Origin of the sequence: Rhizobium redzepovicii, assembly GCF_019793435.1 — a bacterium.
Classification (GTDB): Bacteria; Pseudomonadota; Alphaproteobacteria; order Rhizobiales; family Rhizobiaceae; genus Rhizobium; species Rhizobium redzepovicii.
Genome location: NZ_JAILYH010000015.1, coordinates 159,754 through 178,362, shown reverse-complemented (window position 1 = coordinate 178,362; position 18,609 = coordinate 159,754). Strand labels below are relative to the sequence as shown.

The window sequence follows — 18,609 nt, the reverse complement described above, 5'->3', positions numbered from 1 at the left end:
AGGGCGGCTGTTCCCTTACGGTAATTGCAAACGGTCCATTACCATTTCATTCACCTTTCGGTCGTTATTTTATAGATTATTTTCTCTTAAGTTGTATTGTCGAGGATGCAGCCACCGCCAGGCTTCTCGGGAGCATTGCAGGCCACAGCCTGTCTACCGCCGTCGTGACAATCGAAGATTGTTCTATGGCCTTTCGCCCCGACCGCATCCGATCCACTCATCGCAGCTGATCCCCACACAGCTGCGCGACAATGCGAGCATATGGCGATATGACAGTCTATTATGTGAACTCGGCGACAGGCGCCAACAACAACAGCGGCACGAGCGAGGATGCGCCTTTTGCATCCTTCTGGGCGGTGGAAAATTTGAAGCTGCAGCCCGGCGATAGCGTGCTGCTCGCCGCGGGAAGCGTTTACAACGACCAACTCGACCTGAAATATTCCGGCACCGCCAGCGCCCCGATCACCATCGGCAGCTACGGGATCGGCGATGCGCCGGTCATCCATAGTCCCGGCGACGGCATTCACAGCCTTTATGCGTCGAACATCGTCATCGAGAACATCAAGATCTCGGATACCGGCGGTGCAGCTATTTATGGCGGCTATGTCTCGAACTGGACCGTGCGCAATGTCGAGGTCGATCACACCGGCTTGGCGGGCAAGTCCGGTTCCGTCACCTTCCGAACAGGCTCGAATATCACCATCGAAAACAGCACGATCAACGACGTGAACGGCGATGGCGTCTGGATCGAGAAGATCAATGGCGTCAATCTTCTCAACAACACCGTTACCAATGCCCACGGCACCACGGCAGATGCCGTGCAGATGAACGACAGCAGCAACATCCTGATCAGCGGCAACTATCTCGACCAGACGGGCGCCATTAGCCCGAAGGGCGTGCTGGCGCTCGTCCGGCCTGTCAATGCCGTGATCGAGGACAACACGCTGGTTGGCGGCGGCTTCGGGGTGGCCGCTCAGGCGGGCACGAATATCGCCATCCACGACAACGACATATCGGGGTATGGCGGCTACAGCTGGTCCTACGCCGTCGGCCTCGGCGACCAGGGCGACACCAGAGACTATGATATCTCAGGCAATTACATCCATGACGGCGTATGGGGCGTGGTGGTCAGTTCCGCCGGCACCACCAGTTACGTTCGCGAAGATATCGATGTCCACAGCAACATTTTCGACGACCTGTCGCAGGCGGCGCTGAAGGTCGACAGGCCTGCATCCGGAGCGTTCCACGACAATGTCATCGCCAGCGATGTCACGCCCTACAGCATATCGCCGGCCATCATCGCCGCGAACACCTTTCCCGTCAGCAACAACACGACGCTCGACGAGGCCGACGCCCTGTTTGTGAGCCTTGATAGCCACGCTGCCGGCGATACAGCGCATGCGGACACGGTTCCGATAATCGTCGCAGCCCATGACAGTTTGAAGATCTCAGCCGACACGGATGTTGCCCATCATGGCAATCTCCTCGAAAACGACAGTTCGGCCAATGGGATCCTGCTGCTTCGCCGCTTCGACGGCGAAGTCGTCGGCAAGAACGGTCTGACGCTGACCGGCCAATACGGCAGCATCCATGTCGACGATCATGGCGACTACAGCTACACGCTCGACGCGGCGAAGCTTGCCGGGCTTACCGGAGATGTGAGCGAGACGTTCTATTATAAGATTTCGGATGGGGCAGCGCATCATTACGATACGGATACGCTGAGCATCTCCATCGATGTGGACGGCGTGCTGACCTGACAAGGGATGCCGGCAAACTCATCGGCCGCCGAGCAGGATTCTGGTGACGTCGATTTCGATTTCCGCGCAGATGATCTCGTATTCGGTGACGATCGCCGGGTCGGCCGACATATCCTTGCGCATGCGATCAAGAACGGCGCAGGCCTCGCCATAGGCTCCGCAGAGTTCGTAAAGATGCGGTTGGCTCGCCGCGGCGGCCCTGATTGTTGCCCGCGTCGCGGGCAGCCTCATCATCAGCCTGGCCAGTCCCTGTTCGGCGATTTGCCGGGGGATGTGCGCTACGCCTTCTTTCCTGACCATGCCGTCAACCCTCGCTGCCTATATTCCGCTGTCGAGAGTTAGTACGCGGGAATGCAGCATCTGGTTTCATGCCGGATGCAAGATCGTCCTTTAAAACCCCGATGGTGGAGGAAGTCCGGCAAGGCCAGCCGTTGGCGATCGGCGGCTTTCTCTGCTATCCGCTTACGAAGAGAGGCCGATCGCGATGGTGGCGGAAAGCACGCCGCCGTCGAGCTTCTCGAGGTCGAACATGTGATCGGCGGCGTCTTCCGGGATGATGCCGTCAGCTTCATTGCGGGTATCGCGGGCAGGGCGTCCGAGATAGTCCGGATGCTCGCCATAGATGATGTCGCTCAGCGTATCGTCGAAATAGATCTGGCTGACGAGAAGCTCCTTGCCCTCGACGAGGATGCGGCAGTGAACATGCGGCGTGCGGCCCTTGTACCATCCTGGATAGGTCGTCAGGAAGCTTGCCTGCCCCTCTGCATCCGTCAGCTGGCGTCCGCGAAAAGCGAGGCCGCTGATTGCCTCGGCGTCGCCGAGCGTACACATGTCGGCGGCCTCGCGGCCGGAATAGATGCCACGACGATCGGTATGCCAGATTTCGATATCGGCATTTTCGATCGGCCGGCAATCGGCTGCATGGACGATGCGAAGGGCCAGCCGCAACGGCAGTCCTGCCTTTCCTTCCGAGACGTCCTGACGGGCCGGAATATTGTTGACATGGCAGGGGCCAAGGGTCTGGGCTGATGTCACGATGCAATTCGGACGGCTGCGGAAGAGCGGCGCAGGCAGCTTTTCCAGTGCGACCGATTTTGTGCCGCCGCTCAGGAAGTCTGTTCCCTTCCAGTCGAATGCCCTGGCGGCAACAGTGATATGCCGCCGTGGCCAGATCGCCGCCGCGGCCACGGTCGAAGCGACAGTAGTCGCACCTCCAAGCACCAGGGTCCGCCTCTTCATCTGTCTTCCTCTGCCTCAAGACGCATGTAAGGGAGCGGGCCGGAAACTCCAATTAAATCTTGGCAATGATCGACGGCAGCGAAATCTTCGGCATCCAGGGAGCGCCGGGCTCGACGGTGACATATGGCGGCTCAGCTCTCGCCCCTGTAAGGGACAGAGATGCGCTCACCAACTCTATCCCTGCGGACGCCCTCCCGGGCCAGGTCTCTCAGGTCTCGTTCGTGCAACCCGCAAACAGGTTTGAGGCTGAGACAAGTCGAAGTCGCGTCATGTATCGTCGCCATGGCCATACTGGGCGCAACTTCCCGCGATGAAATTAGACGGCGTAACCTAAAGGCGCGGCGGTCCAATATCAGCATCATTACATGCGCCGGCCGGGTCATTGAGGCATAATCGCCGTCGAATTCCCGATCATTAAAGCGAAGATGGGAGACTGTGATGGATGATCGAACAGTGCGGACGGCGCTGGAGCGTCATTGGGAGGCTTCGGACGCCCGCGATTTCGACGTCGAACATGAAATCTACGCCGAGGACGCCGTGCTTTACTACCCGCAATCGGGCGAGCTGATCCGCGGCCGGCAGAATATCCAGGAGAGCCGGTTCGTCCAGCCGAACAGGAAGCGTTTTACGGTGCGGCGAATGATCGGCGGCGGTGACCTCTGGGTCACTGACTTCATATTGACCTACGACGACGTGCCATCTTACGCGGTGAGCATCATGGAATTCCGCGAAGGCCTGGTGGCCAACGAAACGCAATATTTCGCCGATCGGTTTGAACCTGCACCCTCGCGTGCGCATCTCGTTGATCGCAGGTGAAATCTTGTCACGATAATGCGCTACCAAGCAGGTTGAATTGCTGCAAAATTTCTTGAATCGATTTTGGTTTCAATTATGCAGCAGGCATTCGACATTCGTTTCCGAGCCGGGGCAGGGCGCATGGAACCAACCCACTTATTCGAGCTTGTTATCGCGATGTTTCTCGCGATTATCGCGCTGCATTATGCCGCCCACAGGCTCGGACTGCCTCCGTCCGTCGCGCTGCTGACCGGTGGCGCCTTGCTGGCATTTGTGCCGGGACTGCCGGCGATTTCGGTCGATCCCGAGTTGGTGCTGGTCATCTTCCTGCCGCCGCTGTTGATGGACGGCGCCTGGTCGATCGCGCTGTCGCGGCTGCGGCGGCATATGATCGGCATCGCTTCGCTTGCCGTCGGCGCGGTATTCTTCACCTGCGTCGTCGTGGCCGTTGTCGCCCACCTTATCTTTCCGTCACTTCCCTGGGGCGCCTGCGCGGCACTGGGTGCTATCGTTGCGCCGCCGGATGCGGTTTCGGCGCGCGCCGTGCTGGAGCGCGTACGACTGCCACGGCGGCTTCAGATTCTGCTGGAAGGCGAGAGCCTGCTCAACGATGCGAGCGGCCTGGTGCTCTTCCGTTTTGCCGTTGCCGCCGCCGCAACAGGCGCTTTCAGCGCGGGGGAGGCCGCCGGCAGTTTCTTCGTGCTGGCGCTGGGCGGCGCCGTCGTCGGCATCGCGGTCGGATTGGCCTGGGTCAAACTCATCCGCCATCTCGGCGATGATTATCTCATCATCGCGGCCACCGTGCTGCTCGGCTGGATTTCCTATCTGTTGGGCGAACTGCTGCATGTCTCCGGCGTCATCGCCACCGTCAGCACGGGCCTGATCGCTTCCTGGCATCAGCACACGGTCTTTTCAGCGGCGACGCGCATGCGCGGCACGTCGTTCTGGACGGTGATGATCTTCCTGATGGAAGCGGCGGTCTTCACATTGATCGGGCTGTCGCTGCGGGATGTCGTCGAACGCGGCGGCGGTTTGACTACCGTAATCGCGACCATGGGGCTGCCGATGCTGGCAATCCTCGTGACGCTCGTGGTCGCGCGTTTTGCCTGGGTCTTCGCCTCCGATCTCGTCATCCGCGTCTGCGCGGCTCTGGGGTTCACACGCGCCCGGCCGCTCGGAACCGGCGGTGCGACCGTCCTGAGCTGGGCAGGCGTGCGCGGCGTGGTCACGCTCGCCCTGGCGCTTAGCCTGCCAGAGGGGTTCCCGGGCCGCGACTTCATCCTCGCCACGTCCTTTGCCGTCATTCTCGGAACCGTGCTCGTGCAGGGCACGACATTGGGGCGGGTGATTGCCTGGGCGCGGCTACCGCCGGAGACGGAAAGAGCGCGTCTCACCATGAGCCAGGCTGAGGCCGCCATGGCACAGGTGCAGTTCGGGATCGTGCAAAACCTGGCCTATGACGCAGAGGGAAAGCTCATCCACCCGCAATTGCTGGAACGCTACCAGCGCAGGGCAACGGCGATCGTCGACTATGCCGAGAGAACCGAGCACTACGTGCCGTTGCTGCACGCTCACTTCGACGTCGTTCTCGAAGCGGTCGCGACCGGGCGCCGGGAACTCATTCGTCTCCACCGCGCCGGCGACATCGATGACGAGACGTTGGACGAGCTGGAACGCGATCTCGATCTCGAGGAACTGAGCGCGATCTCGGCCAAGGCCTGACGTTCAATGTCCTACGCCGCGGAGTTCGCGATGCGGGACAACTCTCCCAACTCACTTCGCTGCCGTGCTCTAAATCGCAATCTGTTCGCCGAGCTCGACGACGCGGTTTGACGGCAGGTTGAAGTAATCGGAGGGATCGATCGCCAAGCCTTCCAATGCCATGAATATGCGCTCCTGCCAGCCGGGCAGGCCGGTGTTCGGCGTCCTCACAAGGTTCCGGCGACCGAGATAGAAAGAGGTCTTCATGATCTCGAACTTGAAACCTCCCTCCCGGCAGAGCGCCAGCGCCCTGGTGACATCAGGATCGTCCATGAAGCCGAAGGTGAGGTCAAGGCGCACGAAGCGCGGCGAGAGTTGGCTGATCTTGATGCGCCTGTTGTCGGGGACATAAGGTTCGTCTTCGGTCCAGACGGTCAGGATGACGTTCTGCTGATGGAGCACGTGGTTGTGCTTGAGATTGTGGAGCAGAACGTTCGGCGTCCGGTCCGGGACGCTGGTCAGGAAGACTGCCGTTCCCGGAACGGTGACCGGCGAATGGTCCGACTTTCGCTCGATCGACCTGATGAAGGAGTCGAGCGGGATTTCATTGTTGGCGCGCAGTCTCTTCAGATAGGCCTGCCCGCGGGTCCATGTCCACATCAGGATCATGATCGCCAGCGCAAGGGCGACCGGAACCCAGCCGCCATCGTAGATCTTCAGGAGGTTGGCCGCTAGGAACAGGACTTCGATGATAAAGAGCGGCAGCAGCAGGGCAGCGGCGAGCACGAGGGAGTAGCCCCAGACGGCGCGAAGGAACTGGAAGACCAGCATGGTCGAAATGACCATGGTTCCGGTCACCGAGATGCCGTAGGCCGTCGCCAGCGACTCGGAGTCGCCGAAGGAGAAGATCAGCATCAGGACGCCGACCAGGAGGAGAAGATTGACGCTCGGCACGTAGATCTGGCCGGTGTTGGTCTCCGACGTGAACTTGATCCGCAGCCGCGGCAGGAAGCCGAGGTGAACCGCCGAACGGGCCAGCGAAAACGCACCGGTGATGACGGCCTGGCTGGCGATGATCGTCGCCATCGTCGCCAGCAGCACCACCGGCAGCAAGGCCCAATCGGGATACATCAGAAAGAATGGATTGGCAGCCGTTTCGGGATGGGCGAGAACGAGCGCGCCTTGTCCGAGATAGTTGAGGAGCAATGCCGGAAAGACGAGCACGAACCATGCCGTCTGGATCGGGCGGCGTCCGAAATGCCCGAGATCGGCATAGAGCGCTTCGCAGCCGGTGACAGTCAGAAAGACGGCGCCGAGCACAATGAGGCCGACAGTGCCGGCATGGGTAAGAAACAGGAATGCATTGACCGGATTGAGCGCCTCCAGAATCGCCCAATCGTCACCGATATGGATCAGACCGCCCGCCGCCATCGCCAGAAACCACAACACCGTAATCGGCCCGAAAAACATCGAGACGGCAGCGGTTCCCCTCGACTGGACGCCAAACAGAACGATCATGATCGCAGCCGACGCAAGCGGGACATAGTCGGCAAAGGCCGGGGTGACCAGCTTCAGGCCTTCCAGCGCCGACATGACCGACAGAGCTGGCGTGATCATTGCATCGCCGATGAAGAGAGCCGCTCCGATCAGGCCGGCGAAAAAGAGCACGGGAACGTTCCGTCCCATCTTCTTCATCAGGAGGGCGAGAAGCGAAAGCGTGCCCCCTTCGCCGTCATTGTCCGCCCTGAGAAGGAAGAGCACATATTTGAAGGTCACAATGATCGTCAGCGTCCAGACCATCAGCGAAATGAGCCCGATAACCTCGGCCTCATGCACGCCATCGGCGGCAAAGGGCCTCAGCGCCTCACGAAGGGCATAGAGCGGGCTGGTGCCGATATCGCCATAGACGACGCCGATCGCGCCGACGACCAATCCGACAAAGCCCTTATGGCCGGCACCTTCACCCGTATTGTCTGCACGTGTTGATGTCATGGTTCCCCGCTCATGCCACTTGGCCATGCACACAAACATATGCCGCATTGCAGAACGGCAAGTAAATTGATGCGGATGCGAATTTTTTGTGAGGGCAGAAGGCGGGGCTGAGGAGGCCAGCATCCACTTGTGGCGTCATAAGCAGTGGCTTGACGGCTGCTTCCGGCGAGCCGCCAACCGCTCTTGAAACGAGCGGGGGCGTCAGCATGCTGACAGGAACTGTCAGCAACGGTGGGAGAAAAGCGAAAACCGCGGATTTTGGGGCCAGTCGCCATTTCGTCGGAATGTCCGGCTATCTCGGATGCTTGGGCTCAACCCCGCCCCAATCGGAGCAAGTCCCCGAGATGAAGCCGCATTATCGCATTTTCTTCATTCAATTTGCAGTGGCCCTTTCCGTCGGTGCGTTTCTTTCGCGGCTGCCCGACCTTCAGCGCAAGTTCGGCCTTGCCGAGGGCGAACTCGGCCTTTTGCTCGCTGTCTTGTCCTCGGGGGTTCTGTGCGGACTGACGTTCGCGGTGAGGTTCATCGAGAGGCTCGGTGCACGCAAAACCGCCTTCGTCACCGTCTTCGGCGCGTCGCTGTTTTTGGCGCTGATCCCCTGGATGCCTTCGGCTCCGTCGGCGGTGCCTTTATTCTTCATTGCCGGCATTTTCACCGGAGCATTCGAGATCAACGCCAATATCGAAACCGATCGCCATGAGGCGCTGCTTAAGTATCGCATCATGAACCGGGCTCACGGCATGTGGAGCCTCGGCTTCTGCCTCACCGCCCTTGTTGCCGCCGGCATGCGGCAGGCTGCCGTGTCCATCGAACTGCATACCTTCCTCACCCTCGTCATTGTCTTGATTGCTGGATCGATCGTTTTCTCCGGGATCGAGAATGCGCCCAAGCGGCGCGATGCACACCCCGGACATCCGCCGCTTATCGCCTTTCCCACCGTCGGGCTCCTGCCCCTTTGCCTCGTCGGTGCAGCTCCGCTTCTTGCCGAAGGCGCAAGCGTCGATTGGTCGGCGATCTATATGCGGGACGTATTTGCCGTCGAACCCTTCGTCGGCGGGCTCGGCGTGACCATCTTCTCCTTGCTGATCGCCATCGGGCGGCTCGGCATGGACCCGGTCGTCGACCGCTTCAATCCCCGCCCGGTCGCCATAACCCTCCTTGGGATCACGGTCATCGGTGTTATGACGGTTGCGACGGCGACGCATCCTGTTGTCGCGCTTGCGGGCTTCGGCCTGACGGGGATCGGCTGCTCATCGGTCTATCCGCTTGCCATCTCGGCTGCGGCCCGGCGCAGGGATCGACCTGCACTCGTCAGCGTTGCAGCGCTCGGGCAGACGACGTTTCTCGTGTTTTTCGCGGGGCCACCGCTGCTCGGTTTCGTTGCCGAACAGCTCGGCATCCGCTTTTCGTACTGGACAGTCGTCCCTGTTCTCGTCGCGGCACTTCTGGTCACCAGGGCGCTTGCCGCGGATCCTGCTCCGGTCACCGACCGGCCTGAACCGGTGCAACCTCACGGTTGACTCGCCGCGGTGGCTATCCGCTATCCGGCAGTGTCTATCTCCGCAACCGACAGGGTGGTGCACGACCACCTTTGGCCCCTGAATGGGCGCGGGCGCAATGTATTTCCCATCGAAATTGAGTATTACTGTGGCTATCTTAAATATAGCTCGTACAGGTGATGGCCGCGGTCGCTCACTGCTGTCAACTTTTTGGTGAATCAACTTGTTGCTCAATCACTTGCGGGTGAAGTTCATCCAACCCGGAAGGAGCTGGGTTCGGATGGTGAAACTCTCCTCTTTCGGCCCGACAAACATGCGGTTTGCGGAGTTTGTTGGTCGGGGTCAGCCCCTGCCTGCAGCGGTTTCGTGCCTTTCTCCGGCTTAATTTCCGCCGCCAAAATGCCAGTATTAGTTGTTTCTAAATCACGCCATAATTGGCTTCTACGTTGCCGCGCCTGTTTTATTCTTCGCCACATTTCTGAATTTCAGCGTTATACAAACAATGGTGGGTAACTATGAAGGTTATTCTCGTCATCGTCCTCACGGTGCTTGCCGTGCCCTGTGAGGCGGACATGCTGGGCACGGCAGTCAAGTACAAGAGCATGCACGAACGCTCCATCTCCTTCCTCAGCATCAATCCCCGCAGGGTATCGTGGTGCGGGGCGTTCCTGGCCTTTGTCGCCAAGCGGTCTTCGCGACAACCGCCGCCCAACCCCAATATGGCGGTGTCCTGGAGGAAGTTCGGCAAGCCGGTGTTCTTCCGCGCCGCCAGGCGAGGGGATGTCGTCGTGATCCGCACGGGCAGGCGCTTTCATGTGAGCCTTTTCGATCACATCGACCAGCGCCGGCAGTACGTCTACCTGTTCGGCGGCAATCAATCCAACCGGGTGCAATTGTCCAGGTATCGCGCCAGCTCGGTCGTGGCGGTGCGACGATGATGCCGGCTTGGCCTCTGCTGCGAAGCTGATTTCGCCGCCATCCCTTGAGAGTGCCTTCCTTCGATCGCGGCGCGTTTAAAGTTTGCGCGCCCTTATATGCAGGAAGATCGGCGCGATGCGGGTGTCGGCGACGACAGGCTCGGCCCTTGCCAGCTCCGGAGCCGCTGTCGGCTCGCCGAAGGCCTCTATAGTCAGCCCCGCGCCGACGATCATCGAAACCCAGGTCGACAGCGTCCGGTGAAAGCGCGGGATGGCAAAGGGCGTTAGCATCGCCCGCTCCGTTTGGGGTATGGAGGAAAAGATCCAGCGCTCGATCCGGCTGTCGCTCTCGTCGAAATAGTCGGCGATCTCTACCGCGACCCGCTCGCCGGCCTCGTTGCGGATATTGCGGCGCGTCGGCGGCATGAAACACGGATGAAGGATGGAAAACTGCAGGAAGCCGCCGGGTTTCAGGACGTAGTGGATACCCTTCAGCACCTGGCGCTGGTCGGCCATGTCCATCATCGACATGAAGGCGGTGATGAAATCGAAATTCGCTTCCGGGAAATCAATGCACTGGCCGTCGCCTAGGATGTAATCGATGCCGAGCGGCGCCTGCATTTCGGTCTCGCGGGCATAACGAATGAAGGTCGGCGCGATGTCGAGGCCGGTCATGCGGGCGCCGAGACGGGACGGCGCGGGTATTCGAGCCTTCGCTGCAACCGAGGTCGAGCCCAGCAAGGCCGGCGACCGGCGGCAGCATCTCGAGAAATGCCGGCGTATTCAGCGCGTCTCGATATTTGTCGTAGCCGGCCCGGCTATAAATCGTCCAGGTCTCGGCATTGCTCTCCCAATGGGCGGCGACGTCGCTGGCTTTCATGGCTCTGCTCCTCTGCGCGATCGGAATGGGGGGGGAGCTATAGTCGCAGCGGAAGATTGGAGCAAGAACGTCCACCCCACGCTCCCCTCATTCCTGTGCTCGTCACAGGAATCCAGCCACGGCGCGTCCGCGCGTGATTGAACCGATACTGCAACGGAAAAGAGTCTTCGCGGCCAAGGACTTGGGCGCACTGGATTCCTGTAACGGGCACAGGAATGAGGGAGTGCGGGGTGGGCGTCCGCGCCCTCTTAGAACGCAGGGACTTGATGTGCCGCAACGGAAGTGTCACCCCCGACCGACGCTCCTGAACGCGGCAATGATGCTCTCCGCCGCCAGTTCCGCCTGATCCGATGTCGTCTGGAAATTGGTGACGGAGAGGCGCAACACGTCGCGGCCGTGCCATTTGGCGCCGCCGGCAAAGATCAGGCCATCCGCCTGGATCTTTTCGATCGTCTTTCGGGTCATGGTGTCGCCTTCTTCGTCCGGACTGTCGGCCGCGAAGCGGATGATGAGCTGGTTCAGCGTGACCTCGTTCAGAATGGCGATGCCGGGCTCGCGCCCAAGCAATTCGGCCGCCAGCCGCGCCGAAGCGCAGCACTGGTCGATGAGGGCGGCCACACCGTCGCGGCCGAGATGTTTCAGCATCGCCCAGGTGGCAAAGCCGCGCGCCCTCCTTGATAGCTCGGGCACGTAATGGGAAGGATCGCGTTCACCTTCGCCGGCGAGCGGCAGATAGCTTGCGGCAATCGTCATGGCGCGGCGATGAGCGATTTCATTGCGGATGATCGCATAGCCGCAATCATAGGGTGTCTGCAGCCATTTGTGACCGTCGGTCGCCCAGCTATCGGCGGATTCGATGCCGCGGCTGAGATGGCTGGTCTTCACCGACGCTTGCGCCCAGAGGCCGAAGGCGCCGTCGATGTGCACCCAGGCGCCTTTCGCTTTCAGCGGCGGGATGATCGCGGCGAAGTCGTCGAAAGCGCCGGTATTGATCTGTCCCGCCTGGAGAATGGCGATGACGGGACCGGAGACCCTCTCGAGCGCGCCCGCCAGCGCGGCCGGGTCTATCCGTCCCACCGGATCGGTGCGCACGCGCAGCACGCGATCATGGCCGAGGCCCAGGAATTGCAGCGCAGAGAACACCGTCGTGTGAGCGTCGTCGCCGATCAGTACGGTGATTTCGGGCGCGCCGAACAGGCCGCGGGCATCGCCATCCCAGCCGACTTGGCGCAGCACCTCGCCCCGCGCCGCGGCAAGGCAGGTGAAGTTCGCCACCGTCGCGCCCGTAACGAAACCGACCGAGCTTTCAGCCGGCAGCTTCAGAAGATCGAGAAGCCATCTGGCAGCAACGGTCTCGATGGCGGCAGCGGCCGGGGCGGCGGTATGGTTTCCGGCATTCTGGCCCCAGGCGCTGGTGAGGAAATCGGCTGCGACGCCGACGGGATGGGAACCGCCGATGACCCAGCCGAAGAAGCGTGGTCCGGTGGTTGCATGCAGCCCGGGTTCGGCGCCACCTGCGAGCTGCGTGATGACATCAAGCATTTGCGAACCGACCGTCGGCAGCGGCTCACTGAAGGCGGCAAGCGAGGTGGCATAGTCGTGAGCGGGCATATGGCGGGCGGGTATCGTCTGCCGAAACCCGGCCGCAAGCCGGGCAGCTTCCTGAAACAGAGATGCAATTGCCGACATGCAGATCCCCCTGCCGCCGACGTCCCCTGGATGCCCTCGACGCAAGCTGTCGGCGCATGCAGTCTAGCCGATCTTGCCGACGCTGTCTTGGCAGCGAAATATAAGATCGATCTTGGGCGTCGCGGAATTTTGCAGCCTTACGGCGCCGCCGGCAGCGTTTGCTCGATAACGCCCAGCAGCCAGGCGACGCCGGCATCCATCAAGGCGACCTTGGGGAGAACGGCATTGATGTGAAGTCGCGTGAGTTCCAGCGGCGCGTTGACGCTTTCCAGGTCGAAGCGCGCCGCATGCATGGCGGCAAACCGTCTCGGCAACGCGCAGAGAAAATCGGTCTCGGCGAGGATGGCAAGGGCGAATGTGAAGTTCGGCACGGTCAGCGCGACGCGCCGCGCGCAGCCGTGCTTGGCCAGGGCCTCGTCGACGAAACCATGGGGATCGCCGCTGAGCGAGACGACCAGATGCTGCATCTCGCAGTATCTGACCAGGGTCGGTTGGCCGGCGAAGGTATGGCCGGTCCGCATTGCCACGACGAAATCCTCTTCATAAAGCCGGCTGACGTGGAAGCGCTGCGGAATGTGCTCGGTGGGAATGACCGCGATGTCGGTCAGCCGGTCGTCGAGATCGGCGAATGCGTCGCGCCACGCACGCTCCGGCGAGGTTTCGTTGGGCGCCGGCAGCAGTTGGCGGATGCCGATATCGATGCCGGGTGCGGTGCGGTGAAGCTTGTCCAGGAGCGGCGCCAGCAGCACGGCCGAAACACCGTCCGGTGCGGCGATCGTGAAGCGGCGGGTGGAGTTTGCGGGATCGAAGGGTTCGGCGGCTGAAAGCATCCTTCGCACGCGGGCGAGAACATCGGCGATCGGTGCCGCCAGTTCCGTGGCGCGCGCCGTCGGCACGACGCCCTTGGGCGTTCGCAGGAACAGTGGATCGTTCAGCAGTCGCCGCAGCCGGCCCAGCCCGTGGCTGACGGCAGAAGAGGTTAGGTTCAGCCGCTCGGCGGCGCGGCCGACATGACGCTCCTCCAGCACGGCCTCGAAGAGCACGAGCAGATTGAGATCGCTGCGGGAGAGATCAACTGGATTCAGCATATCGCTGAAATCATATCATTGGATTCAGTGCCGCTGAAGTGGGATTTGCACTGTAGCGGGCGCAAACGGCATCCGCATAGCCGAAGGAGCAAGGTCATGTCATTCCCATCCAGTTCGATGCCGGCCGAGAGTTCCATCGCCGAAGGGGCCTGTGCGGAGCTCATCTGCCGCACGGCAGAGGCGAATGCGGCGCTGATGCGCGGCGATATCGATGCATACCGCGCCTTGAATCCGCACGCGGCCGATTACACGCTGATGTCGCCATTCGGCGGGCGGCCGACGCATGAGGCAGAGTTGACGCAGGAGCGCTGGCAGGCGATCGGCCGTTTCTTCGCGAACGGCACCTTCGAACAGGAGGTCGTGCAGGCCTATGCATCAGCCGACATGATTGTCCTCGCCATTATCGAACGATGCCGGGTGGAGGTCGGCGGTCTGCCGATGCAGGACTGGCCGTTGCGCGTCACCCTGGTTTATCGCCGCGAGGACGAAGAATGGCGGTTGGCGCACCGCCATGCCGATCCCCTCGCCAAGGGTATCAGTCTGGAACAGGCAGGTGTTTTGGCGCGCGCTGAGGCATTGTGATGCCAGCCGACACGCATCTTTGACGAACTGCACCCCGCGAATTCCGGAAGCGAGATGGGAGGATTGAGCGGCAGCCGACGTTGACATGCGCGTCTCGCCTTTACCGGGATGGCCAAGATAAATCGAGCAGTGCGGGAGATGTTGTCTGGGAATCGCCAATAACTATCTTATTCTGCGTGGTCAATTTCTGAATTTTACTGGTTTCATCTAAAATCTATTGCCTTTTTTCAAGTATCATTCAATGATGCGGAAATATCATTCGCGCCGCTGTCAAGGTCGCTCTGCCAATCAGCGAGGGATATGCACTGAAGTATTTCGTTCTCTATACGCTGATTTGCATGGTGGTCGGGATGGTTCTTCTCGTCATTGTCCGTCAGACTGCACCCTTCAAGCTGGACAAGCCGAGCGATCAAAGGACCGAGTGGTCAGCTGATGGATCGGCGGCGGGGTCCACCGATCAGCCGGATAATCTGGTTGTGCGGTCGACGCGCGAACCGGCGACCGAGCGACCGGCCATCCGGCCGTCCAATCAATGGGACCTCCGGCCAACGAACCAGCCGACGGACGGCGATCCGTCGGGCGTCCGGAAAGGCGGCCGGGTGGGAACCCCGGCGCAGTAATTGCAGCCGGAGCCCTGCCTCGTCCTTCGAGGCCTCTCAGAATAAGGCTGTCTGGGGCGCGGTTCTTCCGACGCCCTCGGAGTTTCGAAGGACAGGCTCCAGCATTTACCCCTGCATTCTTCCGCCGCCCGCGCACCCGCCTTGTCTTCGAGGCCCCTTGCGGGCCTTCTCGGGCTGAGGCTTTTCCAGGCTTTGGCGCTAGGCGGGTGCAATGGGGGCCGGATTTGAGTCATCGTCTCCGCTTGCGTCGGCTGGAGCACACTGTCATGACGACAGCCGAGATATCTCGGGAGGTCTCAGAATGGATGCAAGCGGCGTAACGATCAGGCATATCCAGGCAGGCGAAGTGGAGGCCTTCCGGCGCATTCGTCTGGAAGCGCTTCGCACCGAACCCGCCTCCTTTGCCAGCCGCTATGAAGACTGGGCGGCTCTTTCCCTCGATGAGTGGCGCAACCGCCTGAGCGAGCCGGTCTTCATCGCGTTTCAGGATGGTGAGCCCGTCGGCATAATGGGCCTGATCCGCCAGCGGTCGAGCAAGATGGCCCATCGTGCGACGATCATCATGGTCTACATCGGAAGGAGCCTGCGCGGCACCGGTCTTGCCGAGAGGCTTCTCGATGTCGTTGTCGATCATGCGCGCCAAATCGGCATCCGGCAGCTGGAACTCTTCGTCAGCGCCGAGAACGCGGCGGCGATCCGGTTCTATCATCGACAGGGCTTCTCCGAGGTCGGCAGGATCCCTGCCGGGGTTCTGGAAGAGGGCAGGGAGATCGACGACGTCATCATGGCTCGCCGTCTGGTCGATTAGGCCTCACGCGAAATTTCAGCGCATTTGCCTTACCGGATCTATTGACCTCAAGCACGGTTGGGGTCGCAGGATGCCGGCAGAGGCTGGGGGTTTGCCGTGACGAAAATTCTGAAAGACGAGGATCTGGCCGGCAATACGTTGATGCGTGTTGCCATCGATGCGCTCGAGACCGCTTTTCTTGCGAGAGCCGACAATCGGCTGGTCTCTCCGCCCCGACATCATGTGTCCTTTCCCGATCGAGGCGATCTCGTCTTCACCGTCGGCGGCATGCTTGGCGACAAACCACTTGCGGGTTTTCGCGTGTACGAAACATTCGACGGGGCAGAGCATTCGCAGATCGTCGCGGTATGGTCGGCCGACGATGCCAGGCTCAAGGGCATTGTTCTCGGTGAGCGCCTCGGCAACCTCAGGACCGGTGCCATTGGAGGTCTCGCCGTCCGCCACCTCAGCGCGCCCGGCGCCAGGATCGTCGGGATCATCGGCAGCGGAGCGCAAGCGCGAACCCAGCTTGCCGCAGCCGCCGCCGTTCGAAAACTGGATCGCGCCCGCGTCTATAGCCGCGACGAGAAAAATCGCACCGCCTTCGCAAGCGAGATGCAGCACGCCCTCGGGCTGGAGGTGGAGCCTGTCGAAAGCGTCACTGAGGCCGTTGAGGACGCCGATATTGTCATCTGCGCGACGACGAGCCAAAAGCCTGTCATCCATGCGCGTGATCTGAAGCCCGGCGTGCACGTCAACACTGTCGGTCCGAAAACGCTTCATGGATACGAACTCGGTCTTGATATCGCGGATGCCGCTGCCGTGATCGCGACGGATTCCCCCGAACAAAGCCGGGCTTACGCTTCGCCCTTTTTCCTCGCCGGCTCCGGCAACGAAGATCGCATGGCCGACCTTGCCAACATCATTGCCGGGACAGCTGCCGGGCGGGGATCGTCCGGGGAGACGACGTTGTTTTGCTCGGTCGGCCTTGGGGGAACTGAAGTCGTCGTCGCTTCGGCAATCCTCGATAGGCTAGGGGCATCGGCGTAGGGTTTGATTCAGGGGATGTCTTCAAGTCTTTGTTTTCATGCATATTTCCGTTGAGGTCCATCAGCTGCCGGAGCGCCCGCCTTGTCCGTCGAGGCCCCTACGGGGCACTTCAGGATGAGGCTCTCTTGGAGGCCGGGCACAACCAGGGACGCGCTTAGAATTTGATTCAACGACGCGCTTCAAGCCTCTGGTCAACCCTGTCTCTTCGCCCTTTCTCAGGCCGGATTGAGGACATCCTGCATGCTGTATTCGCCGGGCGCGCGTCCCGCGACCCAGCGGGCGGCGGCAAGTGCGCCGCGGGCAAACATGCCGCGGTCGAGCGCCGAATGCGAAAGTGTCACGACTTCCTCGGCGGCGGCAAACAGAACGCTGTGTTCTCCGACAAGCCCGCCGGCGCGCAGGACGGCGAAGCCGATTTCGCCGGGCGGCCGTTCGCCGGTGATGCCGTCGCGGCCGCGCCGCTCGACGGAGGCGAGGGAGACGCCGCGGCCCTCGGCGGCGGCTTCACCGAGCATCAGCGCCGTGCCGGACGGCGCGTCGATCTTCCTGTTATGGTGGGCTTCGAGGATTTCGATATCCCAGCCCTGCGCGGGAAGGGCGCGGGCGGCCTGGGCAACGAGGCCGAGCAGCATGTTCAGGCCGATGGAGAAATTGCCGGAGCGCAGAATGGGAATCGTCCGGGCGGCCTCCATGATCCGCTCGAGTTCGTCCGGTTCGAAACCCGTCGCCCCGATCACCAGGGCCGGTCCGCCGGCCGAGGCGCACAAGCCGGCAAGTTCGGCAGCGGCACGTCCCGTGGTAAAATCCAGGATCACGTCGGCGGTCGCGATCGCGTCCGAACGGTCGATCAGCCCTTCCCCGATCGAGCCGGGGCGACCGATGCCGCCAATGACTGCAAAAGCCGGATCGGCCGCCAGCGGCGGCAGGACGGCGCGACCCATTCGACCGTTCGCGCCGGCGACCGCTATTTTAATTGGTGAGGTCACAGTTTTTCCTTGCTGCGGTATTCCGATGGAGGGCTGTCGTCATCCGGCGTTCGCGCCGGAGAAGGGGATTTGCACCTACCGCACTTCCGCTCCCGGCGCAAAGTGGGGATCTCCTCCGGCCGTCCCCGTGAACGGCGGGTCCTTACCAGTTGCCGGGGTCGGCGGTGTGATCGATGCTGGCGAATTCATCCGCCTTTTCTCGATCCAGCTTCACCTCCATAGTCAGGCTCGTCTCGTCGGTGACGGCGTAGCAGTCAGGGAGCGGTCCTTTTGAAAGTTCCTGATACAGGAGCAGGGCGGCCTCTTCGGCGGTATCGGCCTCGATCTCCCGAGTGAGGGCAACGGTGAATTTATGCATGGTCAGCCTTTCGATCGGCGCGCAGGCGATGCGCAGCTTACGCAGTCTGACACGAGTTTTGTGGCAAGGACACAAAAAGCGTGTCGTTTAGAATTTGATTCAGGCGATGGTTTCAGGTTCTTGTTTTTATGGACGTCGCGGCCATGGCACCGCCGCGCAGTTTTGGGAGAACTCAGTCGAGAAGGATAGATCATGCGCCTGAATCAGGTGACCGTTACGATGCCTGACCTCGATCTGGGCTGGAGCTTCTACAGCGTCCTCGGTCTGAGGCCCGTCGTTGATGCCCGTCCACGGTATTCACGCTTCCTCTGCCCGGACGGGGACAGCACCTTCTCGCTGCATCAGGGCGAAAGTGGCGGTGGCGGAACCACAGTGTATTTCGAGTGTGAGAGCCTGGACGAGACGGTCAGCCGCCTTAGCGAGGCCGGCCTGCAATTCGTGAGCGGACCCGAGGACAAGAGTTGGCTGTGGCGCGAGGCGGAGCTGCTCGACCCTGGCGGTAACCGCATCATCCTTTATTTCGCCGGATCCAACCGCGTCGACCCGCCTTGGCGGGTGGGTCAAGGTGGCCCGTCCGAAACTCGTCCGTCGGAACCACCGCGATCTTCCTTAGTGCAAAGCCCCCGAATCGAACCTGAATGATGGCATGGCGACCCGAGGGTTCGG

The 18,609-nt window shown here is 61.4% G+C and carries 16 protein-coding genes and 1 pseudogene; 9 read left to right on the top strand and 8 right to left on the bottom strand.

The annotated features are described in order from the left end of the window. Positions 1–269: 269 nt before the first annotated feature. A complete protein-coding gene (locus K6N12_RS23650) occupies positions 270–1,760 on the top strand; it encodes a right-handed parallel beta-helix repeat-containing protein (RefSeq protein WP_097625959.1) in 1,491 nt (496 codons plus the stop codon). 18 nt (positions 1,761–1,778) lie between these two features. On the opposite strand, the gene K6N12_RS23645 is transcribed toward K6N12_RS23650, so the two are convergent. Further along, complete coding sequence (locus K6N12_RS23645; protein WP_097625958.1) at positions 1,779–2,060, bottom strand: nodulation protein; 282 nt, start codon at positions 2,058–2,060, stop codon at positions 1,779–1,781. A 162-nt stretch (positions 2,061–2,222) separates the two neighbouring features. Further along, the gene (locus K6N12_RS23640; RefSeq protein ID WP_097625957.1) at positions 2,223–2,999 is read right to left on the bottom strand and encodes a dioxygenase family protein; all 777 of its coding nucleotides are present in this window, start codon (positions 2,997–2,999) and stop codon (positions 2,223–2,225) included. A gap of 438 nt (positions 3,000–3,437) precedes the next feature. Here K6N12_RS23640 and K6N12_RS23635 point away from each other — a divergent pair, with 438 nt between their 5' ends. Next, the gene (locus K6N12_RS23635; protein ID WP_097625955.1) at positions 3,438–3,815 is read left to right on the top strand and encodes a nuclear transport factor 2 family protein; all 378 of its coding nucleotides are present in this window, start codon (positions 3,438–3,440) and stop codon (positions 3,813–3,815) included. 120 nt (positions 3,816–3,935) lie between these two features. Continuing rightward, positions 3,936–5,516: a Na+/H+ antiporter gene (locus K6N12_RS23630; protein WP_097626069.1), complete on the top strand. Its 1,581-nt coding sequence runs from the start codon at positions 3,936–3,938 to the stop codon at positions 5,514–5,516. Between the two features lie 69 nt (positions 5,517–5,585). On the opposite strand, the gene K6N12_RS23625 is transcribed toward K6N12_RS23630, so the two are convergent. After that, a complete protein-coding gene (locus tag K6N12_RS23625) occupies positions 5,586–7,487 on the bottom strand; it encodes a potassium transporter Kup (RefSeq protein ID WP_097625954.1) in 1,902 nt (633 codons plus the stop codon). A 344-nt stretch (positions 7,488–7,831) separates the two neighbouring features. Here K6N12_RS23625 and K6N12_RS23620 point away from each other — a divergent pair, with 344 nt between their 5' ends. Continuing rightward, complete coding sequence (locus K6N12_RS23620) at positions 7,832–9,007, top strand: MFS transporter (RefSeq protein WP_097625953.1); 1,176 nt, start codon at positions 7,832–7,834, stop codon at positions 9,005–9,007. 494 nt (positions 9,008–9,501) lie between these two features. After that, the gene (locus K6N12_RS23615; protein ID WP_097625952.1) at positions 9,502–9,924 is read left to right on the top strand and encodes a TIGR02594 family protein; all 423 of its coding nucleotides are present in this window, start codon (positions 9,502–9,504) and stop codon (positions 9,922–9,924) included. A 75-nt stretch (positions 9,925–9,999) separates the two neighbouring features. Here K6N12_RS23615 and K6N12_RS23610 read toward each other — a convergent pair. The 3 genes and pseudogenes from K6N12_RS23610 to K6N12_RS23600 form a co-directional block, all read right to left on the bottom strand. Beyond that, a pseudogene (locus K6N12_RS23610) lies at positions 10,000–10,783 on the bottom strand (class I SAM-dependent methyltransferase). A gap of 285 nt (positions 10,784–11,068) precedes the next feature. Continuing rightward, the gene (locus K6N12_RS23605; RefSeq protein ID WP_097625951.1) at positions 11,069–12,472 is read right to left on the bottom strand and encodes a pyridoxal phosphate-dependent decarboxylase family protein; all 1,404 of its coding nucleotides are present in this window, start codon (positions 12,470–12,472) and stop codon (positions 11,069–11,071) included. Between the two features lie 137 nt (positions 12,473–12,609). Beyond that, positions 12,610–13,560 (bottom strand): LysR family transcriptional regulator, encoded by a 951-nt coding sequence (locus K6N12_RS23600; RefSeq protein WP_131711775.1) that lies wholly within the window; start codon positions 13,558–13,560, stop codon positions 12,610–12,612. A gap of 96 nt (positions 13,561–13,656) precedes the next feature. Here K6N12_RS23600 and K6N12_RS23595 point away from each other — a divergent pair, with 96 nt between their 5' ends. The 3 genes from K6N12_RS23595 (at position 13,657) to K6N12_RS23585 (ending at position 16,599) form a co-directional block, all read left to right on the top strand. Continuing rightward, positions 13,657–14,142: a YybH family protein gene (locus tag K6N12_RS23595; RefSeq protein WP_097625949.1), complete on the top strand. Its 486-nt coding sequence runs from the start codon at positions 13,657–13,659 to the stop codon at positions 14,140–14,142. 921 nt (positions 14,143–15,063) lie between these two features. Continuing rightward, a complete protein-coding gene (locus K6N12_RS23590) occupies positions 15,064–15,570 on the top strand; it encodes a GNAT family N-acetyltransferase (RefSeq protein ID WP_097625947.1) in 507 nt (168 codons plus the stop codon). 96 nt (positions 15,571–15,666) lie between these two features. After that, the gene (locus tag K6N12_RS23585; protein ID WP_097626068.1) at positions 15,667–16,599 is read left to right on the top strand and encodes an ornithine cyclodeaminase family protein; all 933 of its coding nucleotides are present in this window, start codon (positions 15,667–15,669) and stop codon (positions 16,597–16,599) included. A gap of 215 nt (positions 16,600–16,814) precedes the next feature. On the opposite strand, the gene dapB is transcribed toward K6N12_RS23585, so the two are convergent. Beyond that, entirely contained in the window at positions 16,815–17,585 is a 771-nt protein-coding gene (dapB, locus tag K6N12_RS23580) for a 4-hydroxy-tetrahydrodipicolinate reductase (RefSeq protein WP_097625946.1), read from the bottom strand. A 142-nt stretch (positions 17,586–17,727) separates the two neighbouring features. Further along, on the bottom strand, positions 17,728–17,943 hold the full coding sequence (locus K6N12_RS23575; protein ID WP_097625945.1) for a hypothetical protein: 216 nt from the start codon (positions 17,941–17,943) through the stop codon (positions 17,728–17,730). Between the two features lie 192 nt (positions 17,944–18,135). On the opposite strand from K6N12_RS23575, the gene K6N12_RS23570 reads away from it, so the two are divergent. Then, the gene (locus K6N12_RS23570) at positions 18,136–18,585 is read left to right on the top strand and encodes a VOC family protein (protein WP_097625944.1); all 450 of its coding nucleotides are present in this window, start codon (positions 18,136–18,138) and stop codon (positions 18,583–18,585) included. Positions 18,586–18,609 lie beyond the last annotated feature (24 nt).